Below are 21436 nucleotides of genomic sequence, written 5' to 3' on the forward strand. Positions count from 1 at the left end.
GGAGATCCGGGACAGGGTCGTCGCTTCCGATCCGGGGCTCAACCGGTTGAGATCGGCAGGATCCGCCACAATCGGGATGGCCAGCGCACTGGGCGTGGAGTACCTGGTGGCCAAGATCACGGGTGCCGACGCGATGGGCACGCTCACCTCGATGCTGCTCGGCGCCGTCGTCGGGATGATGGGCGCGATGGCGCTCGGCGACGGGAGCCCGTGGTTCAAGACCCGCACGGCCGCGTTCTTCCCGGTCGCGCTCGGCACCGGCATGACGCTCGGCGTGCTCGTGGGCAACAACGCCGACCTGATGCTCGGCGTGTTCGTCCTGGTGATGTTCTTCGCCGTGTTCGTCCGGAAGTTCGGCCCGCCGTTCTTCTTCTACGGCTTCATGGGCTGGATGGGCTACTTCTTCGCGGCCTTCCTGCACGCGACCTTCGCGACGCTACCCGGGCTGCTGCTCGCGGTGGTCGTCGCCAGCGCGTGGCTGCTCCTGCTCTTCCTCACGGTGCTGCGCACGAGCACGACCAGGACGCTGCGCCGGGTGGTCCGGGCCTTCGACGCGCGGGGCCGGGCCGTGGCCCGCGCGTGCGCCGACCTGCTGGCCAACCGCGACCCCGAGCAGCAGGCGCGGTTGCGCCGCCGGCTGCAGCGGCGGCAGGCGCGCCTTGCGGACACGGCCCTGATGGTCGAAGGCTGGTCGGCGCAGCCGGGCGCGGTGCCGCGCGGGCGTTCGGCGGCTTCACTGCGCCGTCAGATGGTCGACGCGCACCACCTGCTCGACCAGCTCGCCACCGCCGCCGATTCCCTCGTCCGCAGTGGTTCGGGCCTCACGGTGCTCGCCGCCGAGGTGGCCGACCGGCTCGCCCGGCGCGACGACCGCGGCGCGGGCGAGGTCGCCTACCGCCTGGCGGATCTCGCCGAACGCGCGGGGGGCGCCGCGGGCGGGTGGTGGCCGGCGCGGCACTTCTCGGCCGCCGCGCTGGAGGTCGTCGCGGTGTTCGACGCGGCGCCGCAGCCCGAGGAGATCGGCAGTGAGCCGGTCGACGAGTTCGAGCCCGCCGTCGGGCTCGCGTTCGGCAACCTGCCCGGCTCGCCGGCCGCGGCGGGTGACGTGCCCGCGCGGCAGTCGAAGTGGAACCCGTTGGCGCGGCTGGACTTCATCACGCGCCAGGCGGTGCAGAGCGCGCTCGCCGGCGGGCTCGCGATCCTCATCGGCAAGGAACTGTCCTCGGCGCGTTACTACTGGGCGGTGCTGGCGGCGTTCTTCATGTTCACCGGCACGGCCACGCGCACCGAGACGTTCATCAAGGGGTTCAACCGCGTGCTCGGCACACTCGTCGGGCTGCTCGCGTCGGTCGGGTTCGCCGAGCTGACTGCGGGCAACACCGCGGCGGTGCTGATGACGATCTGCGGCGCGATGTTCTTCGGCTTCTACCTGATCCAGATCTCCTACGCGTACATGATCTTCTTCGTCACGATCATGGTCGGGCAGCTCTACAGCGTGCTCAACGAGTTCTCCGCGGGCCTGCTCCTGCTGAGACTCGAGGAGACGGCCGCCGGAGCCGTCGCGGGGCTGATCGTGGCCGTCGTCGTGATCCCGCTGTCCACCCGGGACACCGTGCGCAACGCGCGGAACAACCTGCTCACGGCACTGGGCGAGATCCTCACGGCCGCGGCCGTCCGGCTGGAGCACGGCAAATCGCCGGATCCGCAGCCGGATTTCGACGCGCTCGCGCGCGCTCTGGACCACCGCCGCTACCAGCTGGCGCTCGTCGCGCGGCCCCTCACCCGGCCCGTGCTCGGCGGCACGGACTCGCCGCGGCTGCGGCACCGGTTGTCGCTCTACGCGGCGCTCGCCACGCACGGGCGCGCGCTCGCCGTCGCGGTGCGGTGGCCGCAGGGTTCGTGTTCGGCGCACCCCGAAGGTCCGGTCGCGGCGTGCACGGCGCTCGAGGCCGCCGTGGAGGAACTCATCGCCACTCCGGTCGGGCAGCCGGCCACCGGGATGCGCGGACCGCTCGCCAGTGCCGATGTCGCGCTGTTCGCCTACACCCCGGCGGCGCCGGGGGATCGGGCGAAGGATCCCGTGCTGCGCGCGTTGAGCCACCTGTACCTCGTGCTGCGCGACCTGACGGCGACCGGACCGGTCGAGCTGCGGCCGGCGCCGGCGCTGGCCGCGCCCGGGCCCCGGCTGTACCGCAAGATCCGGGCGGGGCTGCCGGTCGCGCCCACCGTTGCGCCGGTGGCGCCGGGTCCTTCGGTGCCGCCGCCGGTGCGGCAGCCGCACGAAAGCTGACTTCCGCGCACGAACCGTGCCCCGGACGACCTTTCCCCCGGCGGTGACCACCTGAATCGGGCGGGTAGAGCGTTATCACCTTCCTGCTGGGGTGGTTCGGGAGGAGGGAGTCCGATGGCCGTCGGAACGACGAGTGCCGGAGCGAGCGGCGCGGTGCTCCTGTGCCGGTGCGTGTGCTCGGTGCTGGGACACCACCACTCGGTGTGCGACGAGATCGCCGTGCCGGGGGCAACCGTGCCGCTGCTGTCCGGGACCGAGCGCCGGGCGGTGCCCGCGTGCCTCGGCTGCCACACCGCCGTGCACCGGGAGCTCGCGCGCCGCTGAGTACGATTGCGGGGTGGCGCGACGGAAGAACCCGGCGGCGGACCTGTCCGGCCTGCTGACCGCGGAGACCCTGCCGCCGCGCACGATCCTGCGCGACAGCGTCTACGAGGCCCTCAAGGCGATGCTCATGGACCTCGAAGTGGCGCCGGGCAGCCGCCTGTCGATCGACGGCATCGCCCGGCGGCTGGCCGTCTCGCCGACCCCGGTGCGCGAAGCCCTGACCAAGCTCGAAGCCGACGGGCTCGTCGCGACGCGGCCCAACGCCGGTTACGTCGTCGCGCCCGTGCTGGACGAGGCGGAGCTGGACCACCTCTTCGACGTGCGCGCGCTCCTGGAACCCGAAGCCGCCCTCCTCGCCGCGACCGCCGCGTCGAAGGCCCAGCTCGCCGCCCTCCGGGCCACCTGCGCCGCCATGACGCCCCACCCCGCCGCCGACGACCACCACGCCTACCGCGACTTCGCCGTGCTGGACGCGCGCCTGCACCGCGTCATCGCGGAGGCCTCCGGAAACCCGCTGATCGCCGAAGCCCTGGCCCGCCTGCACGCCCACACCCACGGCTACCGGCTGTACTTCCGCGTCGGCATCGCCCCGGCCACCGTCGCCGAACACGACGCGCTCGTCACCGCCATCACGTCCCACGACGGCACCGCCGCGGCGGCCGTGATGCGCGCCCATCTCGACCGATCGCGGGCGCGGCTGCACGAGGCGTACGCGACCGACGTGGACCAGGCGGTGGACCAGGCGGTGGACCAGGCGGTGGACCAGGCGGTGGACCAGGCGGTGGACTAGGCCACGCGGCGGTCTTCCATCGCGTTGTGGTCCCACGAGATGACCAGGCCCGGTGTTTCCGGGGCGACCGCGTGGCCGTCCTCGACGGTCATTTCGGTGGTGGTGATGGCGCGCAGCGGGGGGATGTGCTCGATGTAACGGCGCGGACGGCGGCCAGGCGCGAGAAGCCTTCGCCGGCGCTGGGTTCGCCGATCGTGTTCTTCACGCCGCCCCAGCCGGCGGCGGCCGAGCGGCGGGCGCCGGCGACGAGTTCGTCCGTGGACAGGTGCAGCCAGCCGCCTTCGGTGTCGTACAAGGGCACCCGCGGGCAGAACCCACCGGCGACGCGCCAGTCGAGGCGAACAGGTCGTGCCACACGGCCTCGAGGTGCTTGATCCCAGAGGAAACTGCACCGATGAGTTTTCGTGCCCGCCGCCGTCAGTACGGGGAAACCACCATGGGAGGTGCGGAATGGGCAAGGTGCTGTATTCGGCCGCGATGTCGCTCGACGGGTTCATCGCGGGACCGGGCGGCGACGCGCAGTGGATGACGGGCTACCTCGGCCCCAACCCGGAGATCGACGACCTCGTGCCCGGCATCGGCGCGCTGCTGGTCGGCCGCCGCACGTACGGCGGTGACGACCCCAACCGGGGCACGGAGCACGAAGGTGCGTTCGGTGGCACGTGGCACGGGCCGCAGTTCGTGGTGACGCACCGGCCCGCGCAACCGGCGCCGGGTGTCACGTTCGTCGGCGACGTGGTGAGTGCCGTCGCGGCGGCGAAGGAGGCGGCGGGGGACAAGTACGTGACGGTCCTCGGCGCGGAAGTCGCCCGCGGCTGCCTCGACGCGGGGCTGCTCGACGAGATCCTCGTGGCGATCGTGCCCGTGCTCCTCGGCGACGGCGTGCGGCTGTTCGAGCGCCCCGGCGGTGACCACGTGCGCCTCGAACGCCTCAAGCTGACCGAAGCCCCGACGATGTCGAACCTGTGGTTGCGCGTCGTCCGCTGACGTCGCCGGCCGGTGAGCGGCGGCGGGATATCAAGAGCGGCGACCCTCGCCCGCTGGGCCGAAGCCGGGCGGTCCGTCGCCTTCGCGGGCTGAAACCGCGGCCGGGCGCCGGTACGGTTTCGGGACGAGGAGGACGTCATGGCTCGTTACGGCACCCAGTTCGGCCCGGACCTCACCTTCCTGGGCGTGGCGCCCTGCGACTGGGCCGATCCCGGCACCTACCGCGGCGCCGACGTGGTGATCCTCGGCGCCCCGTTCGACGGGGGCACCTCGCACCGCCCTGGCACGCGGTTCGGTCCGCAGTACATCCGGCAGAGCTGTTACCTGCCCGCCGACGGTTCGCGCCCGTCGCTGGCGCTGCGCGTCGACGCGCTGAAGGACCTCGCGGTGTTCGACGCCGGCGACGTCGAGATGTACTCGGGCGACGCCGAACGCTCGGTGCGCGCGCTGCAGGAAGCCGTGCACGCGGTCACCGCCACCGGCGCGATTCCGCTGGTGCTGGGCGGTGACCACACGATCGCGTGGCCGGACGCGGCCGGCGTGGCGCAGCACCTCGGCCAGGGCCGGGTGTCGATGCTCCACTTCGACGCGCACGCCGACACCGGCGACATCGCGTTCGGCTCGCTGGTCGGCCACGGCCAGCCGATGCGCCGGCTGATCGAATCCGGCGCGGTGCGCGGCGACCGGTTCCTGCAGCTCGGCCTGCGCGGCTACTGGCCCGGCCCGGAGACGCTCGACTGGATGGCCGCGCAGGGCATGCGCTCCTACGAGATGACCGAGATCGTCGCGCGCGGCCTCGGCGCATGCCTCACCGAGGCGTTCGGCATCGCCACCGACGAATGCGACGGCGTGTTCCTCTCCGTCGACATCGACGTGTGCGACCCGGCGCACGCACCCGGCACGGGGACACCCGAGCCGGGCGGGCTCACGGCCCGGCAGCTGCTCGATTCCGTGCGGCGCATCGCGTACGAGCTGCCGGTGGTGGGGATCGACGTGGTCGAGGTGTCGCCGCCGTACGACCACGCGGAGATCACGTCGTTCCTCGCGAACCGCGTGGTGCTGGAAGCGTTGTCCGGGATCGCCCGGCGCCGGCGCGACCACGCCGACGGCACCGTGTGGAATCCCGCGTTGCCGTTGCTCGCGGATCGGCCCGACCGGCGGCCGTGACCCGATCGCGCGACGGGTTCCGCCCGCGTGGCCGATGCCGGGCCGCCCCGGGCGCCCCTACGGTGGTGGGTCCCTGCGAATCGGGAGGACGCATGGCCAAGCCGGTCGAGGAGATCCTGGCGGACGTCGATCTGTACGCCGAGGACCAGAGCGAAAACCTGCTCGCGGCCGCCGCGGCCGCGCGGACGACCTGCCCCGTGCCGCACACCGAGGCGGACGGCGGCTACCACCTGCTCACCCGCTACGAGGACGTGCGCGCGGTCTGCACCGCGCCCGAGCTGTTCAGCTCGGCGCAGCCGGCGATCCGCGGCGTGCCCGTGCGCGTGATCCCCATCGACACGGACCCGCCCGACCACCGTGAATACCGGCGGATCCTCAACCCGTACTTCACCCGCGCCGCACTCGAGCGCCACGAACCGCAGCTGCGTGAAATCGCCCGCGCGGCCATCGAGTCCTTTGTGGACAAGAGCTCGTGTGACGTTGTGGCCGATTTCGCGATCCCGTTCAGCGCCGGGTCGCTCGCGCGGATCGTGTTCGCCACCGACAACCGCGAGCTGGTCGACCGCGGGGTGGCCGCGGCGAAGGAGGCCGCGCTCACGAGCAGTCCCGAAGCGTTCCAGCTGCTCGCCGGGCTGGCCATGGAGGCGCTGGCCGAAGCCGAGGCCGCGCCGGACGACGGTGCGGACAACGTGCTGCGGGCCCTCGTGACCGCGAAGATCGGCGACCGGGCGCTCACGCTCGAGGAGCGCCTCGGGATGGTGACCACGCTGTTCCTCGGCGGCCTCGACACCACGCGCGGGGTGATCGCCAACATCGTCCACCACCTCGCCACCCGCGCCGACGTCGAGCCGCTCCTGCGGCAGCCCGGCGGCTGGCAGCGGGAGCTCGAAGAGTTCCTGCGCTACGAAACCACGGTCGCGTTCATGGCCCGCACGGCCACGCAGGACACGCAGATCGGGGACACCCCGGTGAAGGCGGGGGAGCGCGTCGCGGTGTTCTTCGCCGCCGCGAACCGGGATCCGGCGCAGTTCGAACGGCCCGACGAGCTCGTGTTCGACCGGGCCGGGGTACCCCACGTGTCGTTCGGCTTCGGCATCCACCGCTGCCTCGGGCTGCACTTCGCGCGCATCCAGCTGGCGATCGCGTTCGAGGAATTGCTCGCCCGGACGACGCGGTTCCGGCTCGCGCCGGGTGCGGAGATCCGGCGGCAGGCCGGGCTGAGCCTCGGCAGCCCGCACCGGCTCGACGTGGTGTTCGACCGCGTCTGACTGTTTCCGATCACGGCTGAACTCGGACGACGGCGGCCCCCGGGCTGTCTGCTCAACCCCGCGGGAGCCGCCGCCTTCCGGGACCGCCGAACGGTCCCGTACTCCGCGTACCCGGCCTTCCCGGGATCAAACGGGCTCGAACCCGGTGATCGCCTTCCCGATCGCCTCGCCCATCGCGCTGCTGCCGGTGTGGCCGGCGTCGTCGATCACCACGAGCTCCGCCGACGGCCAGTTCCGCACGAGGCGCCACGCCGCCTGCAGGGGCGCGCTCAGGTCGAGGCGGCCCTGGCCGAGCACGGCGGGAATGCCGTGCAGGCGGTGGACCTCGCGCAGGATCGCGCCGTCTTCGAGCCAGGCGTGGTGGCCGAAGTAGTGCGCGCACAGCCGGGCCAGCGTGATGAGCTCCTCGTCCGGGCGGTCGCTGTACTGGCCGGGCCGGCCGTTCGTCTCGTGCGCGATCACGGCGTCCTCCCAGGTGCACCAGTCGCGCGCGGCCCGCAGCTGCACCGCGCGGTCGGGTGAGGCGAGCAGCCGGGAGTACGCGGCGAGCAGGTCGCCGTCGCGCTCGTCTTCGGGCACGCCCGCGCGGAACGCCTCCCACTCGCGCGGCAGCAGCCGGCGCAGGCCGCCGTAGAGCCAGCCGATCTCGCCGGGGTGGACGTGAAGGTGGCGACCAGGACGATTTCCGACACCCGCTCGGGGTGGCGCTCGGCGTAGGCCAGGATCAGCGTCGCGCCCCAGGAACCGCCGTACAGCAGCCACTTCTCGATCCCGAGGTGCTCACGCAGCCGTTCCACGTCGGCGATGAGGTGCTCGGTGGTGTTGTGCTCGAGGCCCACCGCCGGATCGGCGACGCTCGGCACGCTCTCGCCGCAGCCGCGCTGGTCGAACTGCACGATCCGGAACTTCGCGGGGTCGAATCCCTTGCGGCTGTTCCGTTTCCCACCCCCGCCGGGCCCGCCGTGCACGCACAGCACCGGTTTGCCGTCCGGGTTTCCGCTGGTCTCCCAGTAGATCCGGTCGCCGTCGCCGACGTCGAGCAAGCCGCGTGCGGAAGGTTCGGTGAGCGGGAACGGCGCCATGACGGGATCCTCCGGGGTCGGCAACCCGCCGAGCCTAGCGATCACCGCCCGCGGTGCCATCTCCTTTTCGGCTAGAGACGCCGGAAATCACGGCGGAAACATTCGATATTTACAGGTTTAATCAGCTCTGGTTACGTTTTCCGGCATGGACCCCCTCATCACCACGGTGACCGTGGACCGCATTCCCGATCTCGTCTCCTCCGTCGAAGCGCTGTTCCGAGAGGACGGTGGCCGGCGAGACGCGACCATGGACGTCACGTGGCCGCGTCGCGAAGGCGCGGCCTACTACGCGCACCTGCTGACGGACGAGGACGCCTTGTGCCTGCTCGCCTCACGGGACACCGGCACCGGCCACCTCGTCGGCCGAGTGCGCCGGCGGGACCCGCTGCGCCCCGGCGTGGTGACGGCCGTGCTCGAAAGCCTTCGCGTGGCCCCGGAAGCGCGGCGGACTGGTGTGGGCACCGCGCTCGTCGCCGCCTTCGCATCGTGGGCCGGGGAAAAGGGTGCGGACCACTGCGAAGTCACCGCGTATTCCATGAACGCGACCGCCCTCGCGTTCTACCGCCGCCACGGGTTCACCGATTTCGAACTGACTTTGCGCCGCGGTTTTGTCGGGCCCGGCCCGGCGGGCGTCCGCTAGGTTGTTCGGCATGACCGAGTTCGGGCCTGTGGACTGGCCGCCTGCCCCGATCAGGACCGAGCGGCTCGTGCTCCGCGAATCCGCGGCCCGGGATCGCGCGGCGTTCATCGAATTGTTCTCCTCGCCCGAGGTGGGCACGTATATCGGTGGCTCCCGGCTGCGCGCCGAACTCGAGCGCACGGTGCCCGAGGTACCCGGGCGGCGGCCGGGCCTTTTCGTGGTCGATCTCGACGGGGCGATGATCGGGATGGTCACGCTCGACCGGCGAGCCGCGGAGCGGGCGGGGCACGTCCGTCCGGAAGCCGGGAATGCCGAGCTCGGCTACTTGTTCCTGCGGCAGGCGTGGGGGCGCGGGTACGCGGCCGAGGCGTGCACGGCGGCACTGGGCTGGTTCGCCGGCGGATTTGCCGGCGAGCCGGTGGTGCTCCGCACGCAGACCGCCAACGAACGCTCGATGCGGCTCGCGGCGAAGCTGGGATTCGCCGAGGTGGAGCGGTTCGAGGAGTACGGCGCCGAGCAATGGCTCGGCGTGTGGTCGTCCGCCACGCCGTGACGGCTCACTGCGTGGAGATGTCGACGACGGCCTTGCCGGCGAGCACGGCGGTCACCCGGACGGTGACCATTTGCCGGTCGGTGCCGAACTGGGCGGTGCCGCCCGGGCCCGCCTGGATTTCGCTGAGGTCTTGCAGCACGCGGACCTTCGGGCCGGCGACCGAGATCGTGAAGGTCTGGCCGGCGACGGTGAAGTCGGCCTGGCCGGTCACCAGGACCTGGCACTTGCCGGAGGCGCACTTGCCGGGATCGCTGCCGTCGGCGGCCGGGGGGAGGGTGGCCGGCGGGGAATCGAGCGGGCGGCACCGCGGGGCGACGTCGTGGGAGTGGGCCAGCACCGGCGTGGCGCGGGCGATCGCCGGCAGGTCCGGGGACGGCAGCGTGATGGTCGTGAGCACGCCGATCGCTTGCTGTGCTGGGGGTTTCAGCTCGTCGACGGACCGGAATGCCAGGTCGGCCGACGCGTCGGCCGCGGGAAGTTTCGGCTGCACCGCTTGGAGGGCGGAGCGCAGGCTGTCGCGGTAGTGGTCGGCCGCCGGGATGCCCGTGGGCTCGGCCGTGCCGAGTGCTTGGACGACATCGGCGACGCCGGAACCGGCCGACTGCAGGAACGAGCCGAGGTCGTAGGAGCTGAAGCGGGCGTACCGGGGATCGGTGATCAGGAGGTCTTCGATCTTGGTCGCCTTGAGCGAGGCAGCGGAATCGGCCGCCGCGCACACGGTGTCGGACCACGCGACCAGCGCCCGGGTGGGTGCGGCCGGGTCGGCGGGGCCGAACTGGCGCACCGGCCGGCACGCGGGGGCGACGTTGAACGAGGCGTTGAGTTTCGCGTTGCTGCGCACGGCTTTCGTGAGGTCCTCGCTGCCGGGCTCGAGGCCCGCGACGGCTTTCGCGAGGTCGCGGGCCTGAGCCAGCGTCGGCTGGGCGGTGGTCGAGGCCGGCGCCTTCTTGCCGAGTTCGTCGAGCGCCTGGACCAAGCGCGTCACGTGGGTGTCCGCGGCTTGCACCCCGGACGGGGTGACGGCCTTGAGCCCGTCGCGCGCCTGGCCCAGCCGGCTCGAGATCCCGCTGACGTAGGAGCTGAGCTCGGGGTCGAGGAAGCCGGCCTGCGCCGGGTCGGCGGCGGTGCGGTTGACCTCGTCGATGCCCGAGGCCAAGCCCTGCAGCGATTGCTCGCTCGTGCACACCGCCTGGGACCACGCCACGAGCGGCCGCGCGGCGGCGGGCACCGGCGGCAGCGGCGCGGGCAGCGCGTGCCCGCCCGTGGTGCAGCCGGCGGCGAGCACCGCGAACACTCCCAGCACTGAAGCCGTCCGGACCCGCATCGGATGTCCTCTCTCCCGGGTGGCGCGAGAGTACGCAGGCGCCGCCGGGAGGGGTCCCGCGGCGAGCGAGCGGCTGGGCCCTGGGCACGGACCGTGCCGACGCGTCGCGCAGCCTGCCGACGGGCCGTACGCCGCCGGTGAGAAACCGTCACCCGGAGTGGTGCGCGGAGGCCGGGTTTACACGATCGGGCGGAGCTTCGTAGGATCTTGCCGCCGGTCGTGCCGCAGGCCCGCGGCCCCGGCGGGGTGGAGGTCTGGATGGCGCCCACGGGGCCCGGCGAACACGACGGTGAGCTGGACACGGTCGCGAAGCTCGTGGACCTGTCGGAGACGGCGCCCATGCCGCGCATCGACGGCGAACGCCCGCCGCTCGTGACCCGGCGGAAGCCACAGCCCGACCCCGGTGGCCTGTACCCCGACCCGGCGGCCGCGCCCGCGTCGCGGCGGGACGGGCCGGGCACGAAACCGCAGCCGGCGGTCGGCGAGCTGCCGGCCGGCCTCGACGCGATGTTCACCGACGAGCACGCGCCGAGGACCGAGACCGCCCCGCCACCGGCACCCGGCCGCAACACCCGGTACGTGGCGCTCGCCGGTGCGGTGGTCGTCGCGCTGGCCGGGTTCGGCACGTGGGCGCTGTGGCCGGCGCCGGACAGCGGCTCGGCGGGCAAACCGGCCGAGGTGCCCGCGGCCCCGACGCGGTCGTCGTCCGCGCCGCCCGCGGTCACCACGATGAGCGCGAGCCCGACCCCGCCGCCCGCGAGCGACCAGGTGGACCACACACCGGTGCACACCACCGAGGAGAAGCCGCAGGATCCGGCCGACGACCACCCGGCGCCGCACACCCGCGAGCAGGACCCCGTGTCGGGCGCCTTCAGCTCGGCGGTGAGCTCCTACCTCCAGCAGTGGAGCAGCCGCCACCAGCAGCCCACGCACCACCGCCGCGGCTAGAGCGCGTCCCGTACGTGGTTGAGCTGTGTGTCTGGTAGTTGTGCCCGGTGATTGGTCGGGGTGAGCTGACAGACCGGGCCTGGGCGGTGATCGAGCCGTTGTTGCCGCCGGTTTCCGGCGGTGGCGTGATCACCGCCAGGTGATCAACGCGATCCTGTGGAAGCTGCGCACTGGACGAGGTCGAAGCCATCGTCGCCGATGGGGAAGAGCTTGGCCGGTCCCGCGGCGGGCTGAGCACCAAGATCCACCTTGCCGTGGACGGCCGTGGCCGATGCGGTTCCTGCTCACCCGGGCCAAGCCGGAGACAATCCGCGGCTGGTTCGGTTGCTGGACGGCATCAGCATCGCCCGGCCCGGTCTCCGGTCGCCCCGGATCGCGACCGGGAGACGGTGATCGCGGACAAGGTGTATTCGCATTCCTCGACCCGTGAGGCGATGTGGCAGCGGTGGATCACTTTGGTCAGCCCGCAGCGCAATGACCAGATTGCCCGCCGCACCGCCGCAGGGTCGCGCGGCGGGCGACCACCTGAGTTCGATCCCGAGGTCTACAAGCAGCGCAACCTCGTAGAACGCTGCTTCAACCGGCTCAACCAGTTCCGGGACCTCGCCACCCAACGCCCAACGCGCTGCCTACTACCACGCCGAACTCACCATCGCCGCCATCATCCGGTGGCTCCGATGAATTACTGGACACCTCCTAGCCGATCTTCGAAGGCGCAGGTCCCGCCGACGTGCCGCTGAACGGGCGACCTGGCGTAACCGGAGGGGGTCGGGGTACTACTCTGAGTGGGCCAATGCCGCCCCGAGCCGCCTTGCGAGGTGCCCATGCCCAGCGCTCCGCCGTCCACGCTGTCGCCCAGCCAGGTCCCGGTGGGAGTCGATCCGAACCGGCCGAGCATCGCGCGCATCTACGACGGATTCCTCGGCGGGAGCCACTACTACGAGGTCGACCGCGCGGTCATGGAGAAGATCAGCAAGGCGGTGCCCGAGGCGGTGCACATCGCGAAGGGCAACCGCGGCTTCCACAACCGCGCGCTGCGGATGCTCGCGAACCAGACCGGCATCCGCCAGTTCCTCGACTGCGGCTCCGGCCTCCCGACGGCCGAGAACACGCACCAGATTGTGCAGCGCGCCCACCGCGACGCCCACGTGGTGTACGTCGACAACGACCCGGTCGTGCTCGCCCACGGCCGCGCGCTGCTGGCCGAGAACGACTACACGCACATGGTCGACGCCGACATCTTCCAGCCGGAGAACGTGCTCGAGAACGAAACCGTGCGCGAGTACATCGACTTCGACCAGCCGCTGGGCCTGCTGCACATCGCCACCATGCACCACTTCGAGGGCGACGGCGCGATCGACGTGATGCGCCGGTACCTCGACGCCCTCGCCCCGGGTTCGTTCGTGGCGCTCGCGCACTTCTACGACCCCGAGGTGCCGGAGCTGACCGCGGTCGCGAAGCGCATCGAGGAGATCCTCGTGTCGGGCCCGCTCGGCGCCGGTCGCTTCCGCACGCGCGCGGAGATCGAAGCGATGCTGCCGGGCCTGGAACTGCTGCCGCCCAACGCGACCTCCGGCCCCGGTCTCTCCGTCTGCGACGAGTGGTGGCCGGACGGCCCGCGCCTCATGGAGCTGTCCGACTCCGCCAAGTGCGTCGCGGGTGTGGTCGGCCGCAAGCGTTGATCCAGCGTTGACGAAGAGTCCCCGGCATCCGCGCGGTGCCGGGGATTTCTCGTGTGCCCGAACGGAACTTACGCCGGCAGGGTGCGCGGCGCGGTCGCGAGGACGTGCTCGCGGAACCGCGCGGTCGCCGGCGGCAGGTCCCGGCCCGCGAGCTGGGCGAGCCCGATGTCGCGGGCCGAGGAGACGTCCGTGACCCGCAGGTGCGGCGTCGCCGGCTGCGCGGGCTCCGGCGGGAACGTCGCGGTGTGGGGCAGCGGCAGCAGGGCAACACCGAGGCCCGCGGTCACGAGCCCCCGTAGCGTTTCGACTTCTTCGCCCTCGAAGCCGATGCGCGGGGTGAACCCGGCCTGCGCGCAGAGCCGCACGGTGGTCTCGCGCAGCGCGTAACCGGGCCGCAGCACGATGAACTCTTCTTCTGCCACGTCGGCCAGGCGTGCCTGCTTGCGGCGCGCGAGCCGGTGGCGGGGCGGCACGGCCAGCAGCAGCGGTTCCTCCAGCAGCCGCACCCAGCTGATCAGCGGATCACCCGGATCACCGCTGGTGAGCACGAGATCCGCGGTGCCGTCGAGGAGTTCGCGGACCAGGCCCTCCTCGCCGTGCTGCCGCAGCTCGAACCGCGTCCGCGGGTGCGCCGCGCGGAAGCTGCTGACCACGGGCGGCACGAGCCACGTGCCGAACGTGTGCAGGAACGCCAGCGGGATCACGCCCGCCTCGGGATCGACCGCCTCCGCGACGGCCCGCAGCCCCTCGTCGTAACGCTCCAGGATCGCGTCGACGTGCGCGGCGAACGCGTGCCCGGCCGGCGTGAGCCGCAGCGCGCGGCCCGCACGCTGGAACAGCGCCGCCCCCGCCTCGCGCTCGATCCGGTGCAGCGCACGGGAGAGCGCGGGCTGGGTGAGCCGCGCGCGGGCCGCGGTGTCGGTGACCGTCGCGCCGCGCGCCACCTCCTGGAAGAGCCGCAGCACGTGCAGGTCCATGTCATCCATACTGCCACGGCATGGGTTCGAGGAAAAACAGGCATTGGACGCATACGAGCTGGCGGCACATGCTGGAAGCAGGTCAACCGGGTTTCCGGTGTTCCGACGTTTTTCGAGAGAGGAGCGGGCCATGCCCACTGTGGCCGAACAGCTCGTGCGGACCCTGCGGGACGCGGGTGTCGAACGGATCTACGGGATCGTCGGCGACAGCCTGAACCCGATCGTCGACGCGGTGCGCCGCACCGACGGCATCGAGTGGGTGCACGTGCGCCACGAGGAAGCCGCGGCGTTCGCGGCCGCGGCCGAAGCCCAGACGACCGGCAAGCTCGCCGTGTGCGCCGGCAGCTGCGGTCCGGGCAACCTGCACCTGATCAACGGTCTCTTCGACGCCCACCGCAGCGGCGCGCCGGTGCTCGCGATCGCCTCCCACATCCCGTCGGCGCAGATCGGCACCGGCTTCTTCCAGGAGACGCACCCGGAGCAGCTGTTCACCGAGTGCAGCCACTACAGCGAGCTCGTGTCGCAGCCGGAGCAGATGCCGCGGATGCTGCGCATCGCGATGCAGACGGCGTACGGCAAGGGCGGCGTGTCGGTGCTGACCATCCCCGGTGACGTCGCCGACCGCAAGGCCGTGCACCCAGGGGTGGAGAAGGTCCAGCTCGTCAAGCCGTCGCCCGCGGTGCCGCCCGCCGAGACGATCGAGGAGCTGGCCCGCCTGCTCAACTCCGGTGCGAAGGTCATGCTCTTCGCCGGCGCCGGCACGCGGGGTGCCCACGACGAGGTCATGGCGCTGGCCGGACGGCTCAACGCGCCCGTCGGCCACTCGCTGGGCGGCAAGGAGTGGATCCAGCACGACAACCCGTTCGACGTCGGCATGAGCGGCCTGCTCGGTTACGGCGCCTGCTACGACGCGATGCACGCCGCCGACCGGATCGTGTTGCTGGGCACCGACTTCCCGTACGACGAATTCCTCCCGCAGGCGCGCACCATCCAGGTCGACACCGACGTGGCGCGGCTGGGCCGCCGGACGCCGCTCGAGCTGGCGGTGCACGGCGACGTGAAGGAGACCATCAAGGCCGTGCTGCCGCTGCTGCACCCGCGCACCGACCGGTCCTACCTGGACCGCATGCTGCGCGAGCACGTGCGCAAGCTGGAGAAGCGGGTCGCGGCCTACACCACGAACATCGAGCACCGCCGTCCGATCCACCCGGAGTTCGCGGCGTCGGTCCTCGACGAGGTCGCCGCCGACGACGCGGTGTTCACCGTGGACACCGGCATGGGCAACGTCTGGGCCGCGCGGTACCTCACGCCCAACGGCCGGCGGCGCGTGCTCGGTTCGTTCCGCCACGGCAGCATGGCCAACGCGCTGCCGCACGCGATCGGGGCCCAGTTCGCCGAACCGGGCCGCCAGGTCGTGTCGATCTCCGGTGACGGCGGGCTGGCGATGCTCATGGGTGACCTGCTCACCCTGTCGGCCTACGACTTGCCGGTGAAGGTCGTGGTGTTCAACAACGCGACCCTCGGCATGGTGAAGCTGGAGATGCTCGTCGACGGGCTGCCCGACTTCGGCACCGACCACGCGGCGGTGAACTTCGCCGCGATCGCGGAGGCGTGCGGCATCCACGCGACGCGCGTCGAGGACCCGCGTGAGGTCCGGGAGGCGCTGGCCAAGGCGTTCGTCCACCCCGGACCCGCCGTGGTCGAGCTGGTGACCGACCCGAACGCGCTGTCGATCCCGCCGCACATCACCGGCGCACAGGTGCGCGGCTTCGCGCTCGGCGCGAGCAAAACGGTGCTCAACGGCGGGGTCGGCAAGATGATCGAGCTGGCCCGCACGAACCTGCGCAACACGCCGGGGTTCTGACGGCCGTAGGCTGGCCCGGTGCGTGAGCTGGCCGGGCGGATGCGGGCGGTCGACCCCGGGGCCGGGGCCGCGTTGCAGGTGATCGCCCACTTCGACGCCCTGGTGGAGGCCCGCGCCGGGCTGGAAGCGACGGTGCGGGCCGCCGCCGTGCTCGCCGGCTGCGCCGCCGGGCTCGTCGTGCCCGGCCGGCGGTTACGGGTGCGCGTGGAGCCGGATGGCCGGCGCGTGGCGGGTGAGCCGAGCGGGTTTTCGGTGCCGCTGCCCGGGTATCCGGGTGCGCTCGCCTGGGTGGAACGGTCCGCGCCGGACCCCGACCAGGCGGAGTTCGACCGGGTGCTCGCCGAGCGGCTGGCCACGACCGTCCGGATCGTGCTGGACCGCACGGGACCCGGCGCGGCGAACGGGGATCCGGCCGCGGTGGAGGTCCTCGTCGACGCCGGCGCCGACGAGGACACCCGCCTCGATGCGGCGCGCCGCCTGGGATTGGCGGTCGACGGGGTCTTCACCGTCACGGTCAGCACCGGCGGTTCCCGTCCGCCCGGGTCGGCCCGGCTGGGCGACCTCGACGTCGGCATCACGCCGTCCGCCTCGCCCACCGGCGCACGCTCGGCCGCCGGACCGGCCGCCGGGGTACGCGACCTGCCGTGGTCCTACGACCAGGCGCGGCTCGCGTTCCGGCTGACCGCGGACGGCGAGCCGGGACCGTCTCATGTGGACGCCGCCGCGCTGGGCGGCCTGCTCGCCCTCGCGCCGGGGTGCGACACCCGGTCAGCCGTCGCGGAGGTGGCGCTGCTCGAGCGCGTGCTGGCCGCACACCCGTGGGCGCTCGAAACCCTGGCCGCGGTCGCGGCGGAACCGAGCCTGCGGGCGGCCGCGGCCGTCGTGCCCGTGCACCACTCCACGCTGCAGAGCCGGGTCGACCTGCTCACCGCGGAGCTGGGCTACGGCCCCGCCACCCCCGCCGGCCGGACGCGGCTGACGATCGCGCTGGCGCTGCGCCGGTTCCGCCGCACCCGCTGACCCGCCACGTGGCGGGGCGCGGCCGCCGCCTGACGGCTGCCGCGGCGAGCCGATCGGGCTCTACCGTCGTCGTCGACGAACCGGCCGACGCAGGAAGCAGGCAGTGATGACGAAGGTGCACCCGCCGTTCGACCCGGAGATCGCCGCGGCGCTCGTGGCCGTGAACTCGGCCCTGCCCTCGTCGATCACGCCGGACCTCATCGGACGGCTGCGCGAGCTGACGGTGGCGGGTCACACGATGAGCCTGGCCGAGATCCGCGAACACGCCGACGCCGAGGAGATCGACGGCAACGGCGTGCCTCTGCTCGTGGTGCGGCCGAAGGGCAGTGATCCGGCCGTGCGGCTGCCGGGCGTGTACTACCTGCACGGCGGCGGCATGATGGCCGGGAACAACCGCACCGGCGCCGACTGGGCGCTGGCCTGGCTGGCGGAGCTCCCGATCGTGGTGGTGAGCGCCGATTACCGGCTCGCGCCGGAGCATCCGCACCCCGCGCCCGTCGAGGACTGCTACACCGGGCTGACGTGGGTCGGCGGCCACCTCGCCGAGCTGGGCATCGATCCGGACCGGCTCGTGATCGCGGGCGGCAGCGCCGGCGGCGGGCTCGCGGCCGGAACCGCGCTGCTCGCGCGCGACCGCGGCGGTCCGCGGTTGCGCGGCCAGCTGCTGGTGTGCCCGATGCTCGACGACCGCGCGAGCACCCCGTCGAGCACGGAGCTGGTCGGCGAAGGTGTGTGGGACAGCGTCTCCAACGCCACCGGCTGGTCGGCCCTGCTGGGCGCCGCGGCCGGCGGGCCGGACGTTTCGCCCTACGCGGCCCCGGCCCGGGCCACCGACCTGTCCGGGCTGCCGCCGGCGTTCGTCGAAGTGGGTTCCGTCGAGACCTTCCGCGACGAGGCCGTCGCCTACGCTTCGCGGCTGTGGCAGGCGGGCGGGCAGGCCGAGCTGCACGTGTGGCCCGGCGGCTGCCACGGGTTCGACGAGGTCGTCCCGCACGCCCCGATGGCGCGCGAGGCCCGGGCGAGCCGCGTCAACTGGCTGCGGCGCACGCTGGCCGAGTGATCACCGGCGGGCTTTCCGCGCCGCCCGCAGGAATTCCCGGTTCAGCGTCGTGATGCTGGTGAGCGGGATGCCCTTGGGGCAGGCGAGGGTGCATTCGCCGGTGTTGGTGCAGCCGCCGAAGCCTTCGGCGTCCATGGTGTCGACCATGTCGAGCACGCGTTGTTCGCGTTCGGGCTGGCCTTGGGGCAGCGCGTTGAGGTGGCTGACCTTGGCGGCGGTGAAGAGCATGGCCGAGCCGTTGGGGCAGGCGGCGACGCACGCGCCGCAGCCGATGCAGGTGGCGTTGTCGAAGGCGAGGTCGGCGTCGGGTTTGGGCACGGGGGTGGCGTGGGCGTCAGGGGCGGCGCCGGTGGGGGCGGTGATGTAGCCGCCGGCCTGGACGATGCGGTCGAAGGCCGAGCGGTCGACGACGAGGTCCTTGATGACGGGGAAGCCTTCCGAGCGCCAGGGTTCGACGTCGATGACGTCGCCGTCGGAGAACGAGCGCATGTGCAGCTGGCAGGTGGTGGTGGTTTCGGGGCCGTGGGCCTGGCCGTTGATGACGACGCCGCAGGAGCCGCAGATGCCTTCGCGGCAGTCGTGGTCGAAGGCGACGGGCTGTTCGCCGGTCTCGATGAGCTGCTGGTTGAGGGTGTCGAGCAGTTCGAGGAACGACATGTCGGGGCTGATGCCCTCGATCGGGTAGTCGACGAGGTGCCCGTCGGTGTCGGGGCCGGGCTGGCGCCAGACGCGCACGGTGAGTTTCACGTGTAGCTCCGCTGGGTGGGGTGGACGTAGTCGAAGTTCAGGGGTTCTTCGTGCAGCACGGGTTTCTCGCCGTATTCCCAGGCGGAGACGTGGGCGAAGTGCTCGTCGTCGCGCTGGGCTTCGCCGTCGGGGGTCTGGTGTTCTTCGCGGAAGTGCCCGCCGCAGGATTCTTCGCGCACGAGGGCGTCGAGCAGGAGCAGCTCGGCCAGTTCGAGGAAGTCGGCGACGCGGCCGGCCTTTTCGAGTTCCTGGTTGAGTTCGGCGCCGGTGCCGGGGATGCGCACGTCGCGCCAGAACTCGTCGCGCAGTTCGGGGATCCGTTCGAGGGCCTTGCGCAGGCCTTCGGCGGTGCGGGCCATGCCGCAGTGGTCCCACATCATCAGGCCGAGCTCGCGGTGGAAGGAGTCGACGCTGCGGGTGCCGTTGACCGCGAGCAGGCGGGTGATGCGGTCCGCGACCGCGGTCTGGGCCTGGGTGACGGCGGGGTCGTCGACCGCGACGTCGTCGAGGCGGCCCTGGCCGAGGTAGTCGTTGAGGGTGGCCGGGAGCACGAAGTAGCCGTCGGCCAGGCCTTGCATGAGCGCGGACGCGCCGAGCCGGTTGGCGCCGTGGTCGGAGAAGTTGGCTTCGCCGATCACGAACAGGCCGGGGATGGTGCTCTGCAGGTCGTAGTCGACCCACAGCCCGCCCATGGTGTAGTGGATGGCGGGGTAGATGCGCATCGGGACCTCGTAGGGGTTTTCCGCGGTGATGCGCTGGTACATGTCGAACAGGTTGCCGTACTTGGCTTCCACGGCCGCGCGGCCCATGCGGGTGATGGCGTCGGCGAAGTCGAGGTAGACGCCGAGCCCGCCGGGGCCGACGCCGTAGCCGGCGTCGCAGATGTTCTTGGCGGCGCGGGAGGCGATGTCGCGGGGGACGAGGTTGCCGAAGCTGGGGTAGAGGCGTTCGAGGTAGTAGTCGCGCTCGGCTTCGGGGATCTCGGCCGGCGGCCGCGGATCGCCCTTCTCCTTCGGCACCCAGATGCGGCCGTCGTTGCGCAGCGATTCGCTCATCAGCGTGAGCTTGGACTGGTGCTCGCCCGAGCGGGGGATGCAGGTCGGGTGGATCTGGGTGAAGCAGGGGTTGGCGAAGTAGGCGCCGCGCTTGTGGGCGCGCCAGATCGCGGTGGCGTTGGAGCCCTTGGCGTTGGTGGACAGGTAGAACACGTTGCCGTAGCCGCCGGTGGCGAGGACGACGGCGTCGGCGAGGTGAGTGGTGACCTCGCCGGTGACCAGGTCGCGGGCGACGATGCCGCGGGCCCGGCCGTCGACCACGATGAGGTCGAGCATTTCGGTGCGCGGGTGCAGTTCGACGTTGCCGGCGTCGATCTGCCGCGACAGGGCCTGGTAGGCGCCGATGAGCAGCTGCTGGCCGGTCTGGCCGCGGGCGTAGAAGGTGCGCTGCACCTGCACGCCGCCGAAGGAGCGGGTGTCGAGCAGGCCGCCGTACTCGCGGGCGAAGGGCACGCCCTGGGCGACGGCCTGGTCGATGATCTGCGCCGACACCTGTGCGAGCCGGTACACATTGGACTCGCGGGAGCGGAAGTCGCCGCCCTTGACGGTGTCGTAGAACAGGCGGTACACGGAGTCGCCGTCGTTGCGGTAGTTCTTCGCGGCGTTGATCCCGCCCTGCGCAGCCACGGAGTGGGCGCGCCGCGGGGAGTCCTGGAAGCAGAACTGCACGACGTGGTAACCCTGCTCGGCCAGTGTCGCGCCGGCCGAGCCGCCCGCGAGGCCGGTGCCGACCACGATCACGCGGTGCTTGCGCCGGTTGGCGGGGTTCACCAGCTTCGCCGCGAACTTGCGCTCGTCCCAGCGCCGTTCGATCGGCCCGCCCGGGGCGGTGGCGTCGGCGATCGGGTCGCCGATGGTGTACTCGAGCATCCTCAGCCCACCCATCCGGTCATGACGGAAATCGGCACGATCAGGAACCCGGCGGTGATCACCACGGCCAGCACCGTGCCGACGGTTTTGATCGTGTGGTCCTTGGTCGCGCTCCTGATGCCGAGCGTCTGCGCGGCGCTCCAGAAGCCGTGGTTGATGTGCAGCCCGAGCATCAGCAGGGCCACGATGTAGATGACGTTGACCCACCACACCTGGAAGTCGGCGACGACGTTGTGGTACGGCTCGTCGCGCACGAAGTCCTGGTTGGCCACGCCGACCGTCAGGTCCAGGATGTGCCACACGATGTACACGGCGAGCGTCGCGCCGCCCCACCGCATCGTGTGGGTCGCGAAGCTCGCGCGCGGGCGCTGCCCGTGGACGTAGCGCACGGGGCGGGCGCGACGGTCGCGTTTGGACAGTTGCACCGCGGCTGTGACGTGCAGCACCAAGGCGGCGATCAGGACGGTGCGCTGCACCCACAGGTACCAGGAGCTGTGCAGCGCCGGTTCGCCGATGGTGCGGAGCCACGCCGCGTAGTGGTTGAAGTCCTCGGGGCCGAAGAAGATCTTCAGGTTGCCCGCCATGTGCGCGAGCAAGAAGACGACGAACAGCAGCCCGGTCGCCGCCATCACGACCTTCTTGCCGATCGTCGATTCCCAGAAGATCCGCACCGCTGGGCGTTTTCGCCGCGCGGTGGCGAGTTGACTTGCCACGGCTTCGACGTTAAGGCCGCACCGACGAGAGGGCAAACACATGCTTCCTCTCGTCACGAGAGCCTGTGCCTATGA

At 72.0% G+C, this 21436-nt stretch carries 22 protein-coding genes; 14 read left to right on the forward strand and 8 right to left on the reverse strand.

All coding sequences use genetic code 11. The features are described from left to right. The first annotated feature begins 76 nt into the window (after nucleotides 1-76). The 3 genes from ACIA77_RS04745 to ACIA77_RS04755 all read left to right on the forward strand — a co-directional run bounded on the left by ACIA77_RS04745 (nucleotide 77) and on the right by ACIA77_RS04755 (nucleotide 3404). A complete protein-coding gene (locus tag ACIA77_RS04745) occupies nucleotides 77-2290 on the forward strand; it encodes an FUSC family protein (RefSeq protein ID WP_395884432.1) in 2214 nt (737 codons plus the stop codon). Nucleotides 2291-2404: 114 nt separating this feature from the next. After that, on the forward strand, nucleotides 2405-2614 hold the full coding sequence (locus ACIA77_RS04750) for a hypothetical protein (protein WP_395884433.1): 210 nt from the start codon (nucleotides 2405-2407) through the stop codon (nucleotides 2612-2614). Between the two features lie 13 nt (nucleotides 2615-2627). Continuing rightward, nucleotides 2628-3404 carry a GntR family transcriptional regulator gene (locus ACIA77_RS04755; protein WP_395884434.1) on the forward strand — a complete coding sequence of 259 codons (777 nt, stop codon included), beginning with the start codon at nucleotides 2628-2630 and terminating at the stop codon, nucleotides 3402-3404. Between the two features lie 88 nt (nucleotides 3405-3492). Here ACIA77_RS04755 and ACIA77_RS04760 read toward each other — a convergent pair whose 3' ends face one another. Next, the gene (locus tag ACIA77_RS04760; protein WP_395884435.1) at nucleotides 3493-3759 is read right to left on the reverse strand and encodes a hypothetical protein; all 267 of its coding nucleotides are present in this window, start codon (nucleotides 3757-3759) and stop codon (nucleotides 3493-3495) included. A 95-nt stretch (nucleotides 3760-3854) separates the two neighbouring features. Between ACIA77_RS04760 and ACIA77_RS04765 the strand changes: the two genes are divergently transcribed. From ACIA77_RS04765 to ACIA77_RS04775, 3 genes are all read left to right on the forward strand, one after another. Next, nucleotides 3855-4391 (forward strand): dihydrofolate reductase family protein, encoded by a 537-nt coding sequence (locus ACIA77_RS04765; protein WP_395884436.1) that lies wholly within the window; start codon nucleotides 3855-3857, stop codon nucleotides 4389-4391. A 138-nt stretch (nucleotides 4392-4529) separates the two neighbouring features. Next, entirely contained in the window at nucleotides 4530-5558 is a 1029-nt protein-coding gene (speB, locus tag ACIA77_RS04770; protein ID WP_395884437.1) for an agmatinase, read from the forward strand. Nucleotides 5559-5650: 92 nt separating this feature from the next. After that, nucleotides 5651-6826, forward strand: a complete 1176-nt coding sequence (locus ACIA77_RS04775) for a cytochrome P450 (RefSeq protein WP_395884438.1) — start codon at nucleotides 5651-5653, stop codon at nucleotides 6824-6826. A gap of 126 nt (nucleotides 6827-6952) precedes the next feature. On the opposite strand, the gene ACIA77_RS04780 is transcribed toward ACIA77_RS04775, so the two are convergent. Both ACIA77_RS04780 and ACIA77_RS04785 read right to left on the reverse strand, forming a co-directional pair. Continuing rightward, nucleotides 6953-7288, reverse strand: coding sequence for an alpha/beta fold hydrolase (locus tag ACIA77_RS04780; RefSeq protein ID WP_395884439.1), 336 nt, complete (start codon nucleotides 7286-7288; stop codon nucleotides 6953-6955). Next, nucleotides 7285-7908 carry an alpha/beta fold hydrolase gene (locus ACIA77_RS04785; RefSeq protein ID WP_395884440.1) on the reverse strand — a complete coding sequence of 208 codons (624 nt, stop codon included), beginning with the start codon at nucleotides 7906-7908 and terminating at the stop codon, nucleotides 7285-7287. Before ACIA77_RS04785 ends, ACIA77_RS04780 begins: the two co-directional genes overlap by 4 nt. 145 nt (nucleotides 7909-8053) lie before the next feature. On the opposite strand from ACIA77_RS04785, the gene ACIA77_RS04790 reads away from it, so the two are divergent. After that, on the forward strand, nucleotides 8054-8548 hold the full coding sequence (locus tag ACIA77_RS04790; RefSeq protein ID WP_395884441.1) for a GNAT family N-acetyltransferase: 495 nt from the start codon (nucleotides 8054-8056) through the stop codon (nucleotides 8546-8548). A 10-nt stretch (nucleotides 8549-8558) separates the two neighbouring features. Further along, nucleotides 8559-9101 (forward strand): GNAT family N-acetyltransferase, encoded by a 543-nt coding sequence (locus tag ACIA77_RS04795; protein ID WP_395884442.1) that lies wholly within the window; start codon nucleotides 8559-8561, stop codon nucleotides 9099-9101. A gap of 4 nt (nucleotides 9102-9105) precedes the next feature. Here the strand turns inward: ACIA77_RS04795 and ACIA77_RS04800 are convergent, their stop codons facing one another. Further along, nucleotides 9106-10425 (reverse strand): hypothetical protein, encoded by a 1320-nt coding sequence (locus ACIA77_RS04800; RefSeq protein ID WP_395884443.1) that lies wholly within the window; start codon nucleotides 10423-10425, stop codon nucleotides 9106-9108. Between the two features lie 258 nt (nucleotides 10426-10683). Here ACIA77_RS04800 and ACIA77_RS04805 point away from each other — a divergent pair, with 258 nt between their 5' ends. The 3 genes from ACIA77_RS04805 (at nucleotide 10684) to ACIA77_RS04815 (ending at nucleotide 13055) form a co-directional block, all read left to right on the forward strand. Further along, nucleotides 10684-11373 carry a hypothetical protein gene (locus ACIA77_RS04805; protein WP_395884444.1) on the forward strand — a complete coding sequence of 230 codons (690 nt, stop codon included), beginning with the start codon at nucleotides 10684-10686 and terminating at the stop codon, nucleotides 11371-11373. A 254-nt stretch (nucleotides 11374-11627) separates the two neighbouring features. Next, complete coding sequence (locus tag ACIA77_RS04810) at nucleotides 11628-12113, forward strand: hypothetical protein (RefSeq protein ID WP_395884445.1); 486 nt, start codon at nucleotides 11628-11630, stop codon at nucleotides 12111-12113. Between the two features lie 84 nt (nucleotides 12114-12197). Beyond that, on the forward strand, nucleotides 12198-13055 hold the full coding sequence (locus tag ACIA77_RS04815) for an SAM-dependent methyltransferase (RefSeq protein ID WP_395884446.1): 858 nt from the start codon (nucleotides 12198-12200) through the stop codon (nucleotides 13053-13055). Nucleotides 13056-13123: 68 nt separating this feature from the next. Here the strand turns inward: ACIA77_RS04815 and ACIA77_RS04820 are convergent, their stop codons facing one another. Further along, nucleotides 13124-14041, reverse strand: a complete 918-nt coding sequence (locus tag ACIA77_RS04820; protein WP_395884447.1) for a LysR family transcriptional regulator — start codon at nucleotides 14039-14041, stop codon at nucleotides 13124-13126. 121 nt (nucleotides 14042-14162) lie between these two features. Between ACIA77_RS04820 and ACIA77_RS04825 the strand changes: the two genes are divergently transcribed. The 3 genes from ACIA77_RS04825 to ACIA77_RS04835 all read left to right on the forward strand — a co-directional run bounded on the left by ACIA77_RS04825 (nucleotide 14163) and on the right by ACIA77_RS04835 (nucleotide 17976). Then, the gene (locus ACIA77_RS04825; protein WP_395884448.1) at nucleotides 14163-15896 is read left to right on the forward strand and encodes a pyruvate dehydrogenase; all 1734 of its coding nucleotides are present in this window, start codon (nucleotides 14163-14165) and stop codon (nucleotides 15894-15896) included. An 18-nt stretch (nucleotides 15897-15914) separates the two neighbouring features. Beyond that, the gene (locus ACIA77_RS04830; RefSeq protein ID WP_395884449.1) at nucleotides 15915-16916 is read left to right on the forward strand and encodes a helix-turn-helix domain-containing protein; all 1002 of its coding nucleotides are present in this window, start codon (nucleotides 15915-15917) and stop codon (nucleotides 16914-16916) included. A 106-nt stretch (nucleotides 16917-17022) separates the two neighbouring features. Continuing rightward, on the forward strand, nucleotides 17023-17976 hold the full coding sequence (locus tag ACIA77_RS04835) for an alpha/beta hydrolase (RefSeq protein WP_395884450.1): 954 nt from the start codon (nucleotides 17023-17025) through the stop codon (nucleotides 17974-17976). Here ACIA77_RS04835 and ACIA77_RS04840 read toward each other — a convergent pair whose 3' ends face one another. The 3 genes from ACIA77_RS04840 to ACIA77_RS04850 are packed head-to-tail and all read right to left on the reverse strand — an operon-like array spanning nucleotide 17977 to nucleotide 21361. Then, on the reverse strand, nucleotides 17977-18723 hold the full coding sequence (locus ACIA77_RS04840) for a succinate dehydrogenase/fumarate reductase iron-sulfur subunit (RefSeq protein WP_395884451.1): 747 nt from the start codon (nucleotides 18721-18723) through the stop codon (nucleotides 17977-17979). It lies immediately after the preceding gene. Next, on the reverse strand, nucleotides 18720-20648 hold the full coding sequence (locus ACIA77_RS04845; protein ID WP_395884452.1) for a fumarate reductase/succinate dehydrogenase flavoprotein subunit: 1929 nt from the start codon (nucleotides 20646-20648) through the stop codon (nucleotides 18720-18722). The genes ACIA77_RS04840 and ACIA77_RS04845 overlap by 4 nt, the downstream gene beginning before the upstream one ends. 2 nt (nucleotides 20649-20650) lie before the next feature. Then, nucleotides 20651-21361, reverse strand: a complete 711-nt coding sequence (locus ACIA77_RS04850) for a succinate dehydrogenase cytochrome b subunit (protein WP_395884453.1) — start codon at nucleotides 21359-21361, stop codon at nucleotides 20651-20653. Between the last annotated feature and the right edge of the window lie 75 nt (nucleotides 21362-21436).

The sequence above is a fragment of the Amycolatopsis sp. NPDC051903 genome (assembly GCF_044452505.1).
Taxonomy (GTDB): Bacteria; Actinomycetota; Actinomycetes; order Mycobacteriales; family Pseudonocardiaceae; genus Amycolatopsis.

Excerpts from the sequence above, each read along its gene's own strand:
- ACIA77_RS04745 (WP_395884432.1), top strand. The coding sequence starts at position 77 with ATGGCCAGCGCACTGGGCGTGGAGTACCTGGTGGCCAAGATCACGGGT.
- ACIA77_RS04750 (WP_395884433.1), top strand. The coding sequence starts at position 2,405 with ATGGCCGTCGGAACGACGAGTGCCGGAGCGAGCGGCGCGGTGCTCCTG.
- ACIA77_RS04765 (WP_395884436.1), top strand. The coding sequence starts at position 3,855 with ATGGGCAAGGTGCTGTATTCGGCCGCGATGTCGCTCGACGGGTTCATC.
- speB (WP_395884437.1), top strand. The coding sequence starts at position 4,530 with ATGGCTCGTTACGGCACCCAGTTCGGCCCGGACCTCACCTTCCTGGGC.
- ACIA77_RS04775 (WP_395884438.1), top strand. The coding sequence starts at position 5,651 with ATGGCCAAGCCGGTCGAGGAGATCCTGGCGGACGTCGATCTGTACGCC.
- ACIA77_RS04785 (WP_395884440.1), bottom strand. The coding sequence starts at position 7,908 with ATGGCGCCGTTCCCGCTCACCGAACCTTCCGCACGCGGCTTGCTCGAC.
- ACIA77_RS04790 (WP_395884441.1), top strand. The coding sequence starts at position 8,054 with ATGGACCCCCTCATCACCACGGTGACCGTGGACCGCATTCCCGATCTC.
- ACIA77_RS04795 (WP_395884442.1), top strand. The coding sequence starts at position 8,559 with ATGACCGAGTTCGGGCCTGTGGACTGGCCGCCTGCCCCGATCAGGACC.
- ACIA77_RS04800 (WP_395884443.1), bottom strand. The coding sequence starts at position 10,425 with ATGCGGGTCCGGACGGCTTCAGTGCTGGGAGTGTTCGCGGTGCTCGCC.
- ACIA77_RS04805 (WP_395884444.1), top strand. The coding sequence starts at position 10,684 with ATGGCGCCCACGGGGCCCGGCGAACACGACGGTGAGCTGGACACGGTC.
- ACIA77_RS04815 (WP_395884446.1), top strand. The coding sequence starts at position 12,198 with ATGCCCAGCGCTCCGCCGTCCACGCTGTCGCCCAGCCAGGTCCCGGTG.
- ACIA77_RS04820 (WP_395884447.1), bottom strand. The coding sequence starts at position 14,041 with ATGGATGACATGGACCTGCACGTGCTGCGGCTCTTCCAGGAGGTGGCG.
- ACIA77_RS04825 (WP_395884448.1), top strand. The coding sequence starts at position 14,163 with ATGCCCACTGTGGCCGAACAGCTCGTGCGGACCCTGCGGGACGCGGGT.
- ACIA77_RS04835 (WP_395884450.1), top strand. The coding sequence starts at position 17,023 with ATGACGAAGGTGCACCCGCCGTTCGACCCGGAGATCGCCGCGGCGCTC.
- ACIA77_RS04845 (WP_395884452.1), bottom strand. The coding sequence starts at position 20,648 with ATGCTCGAGTACACCATCGGCGACCCGATCGCCGACGCCACCGCCCCG.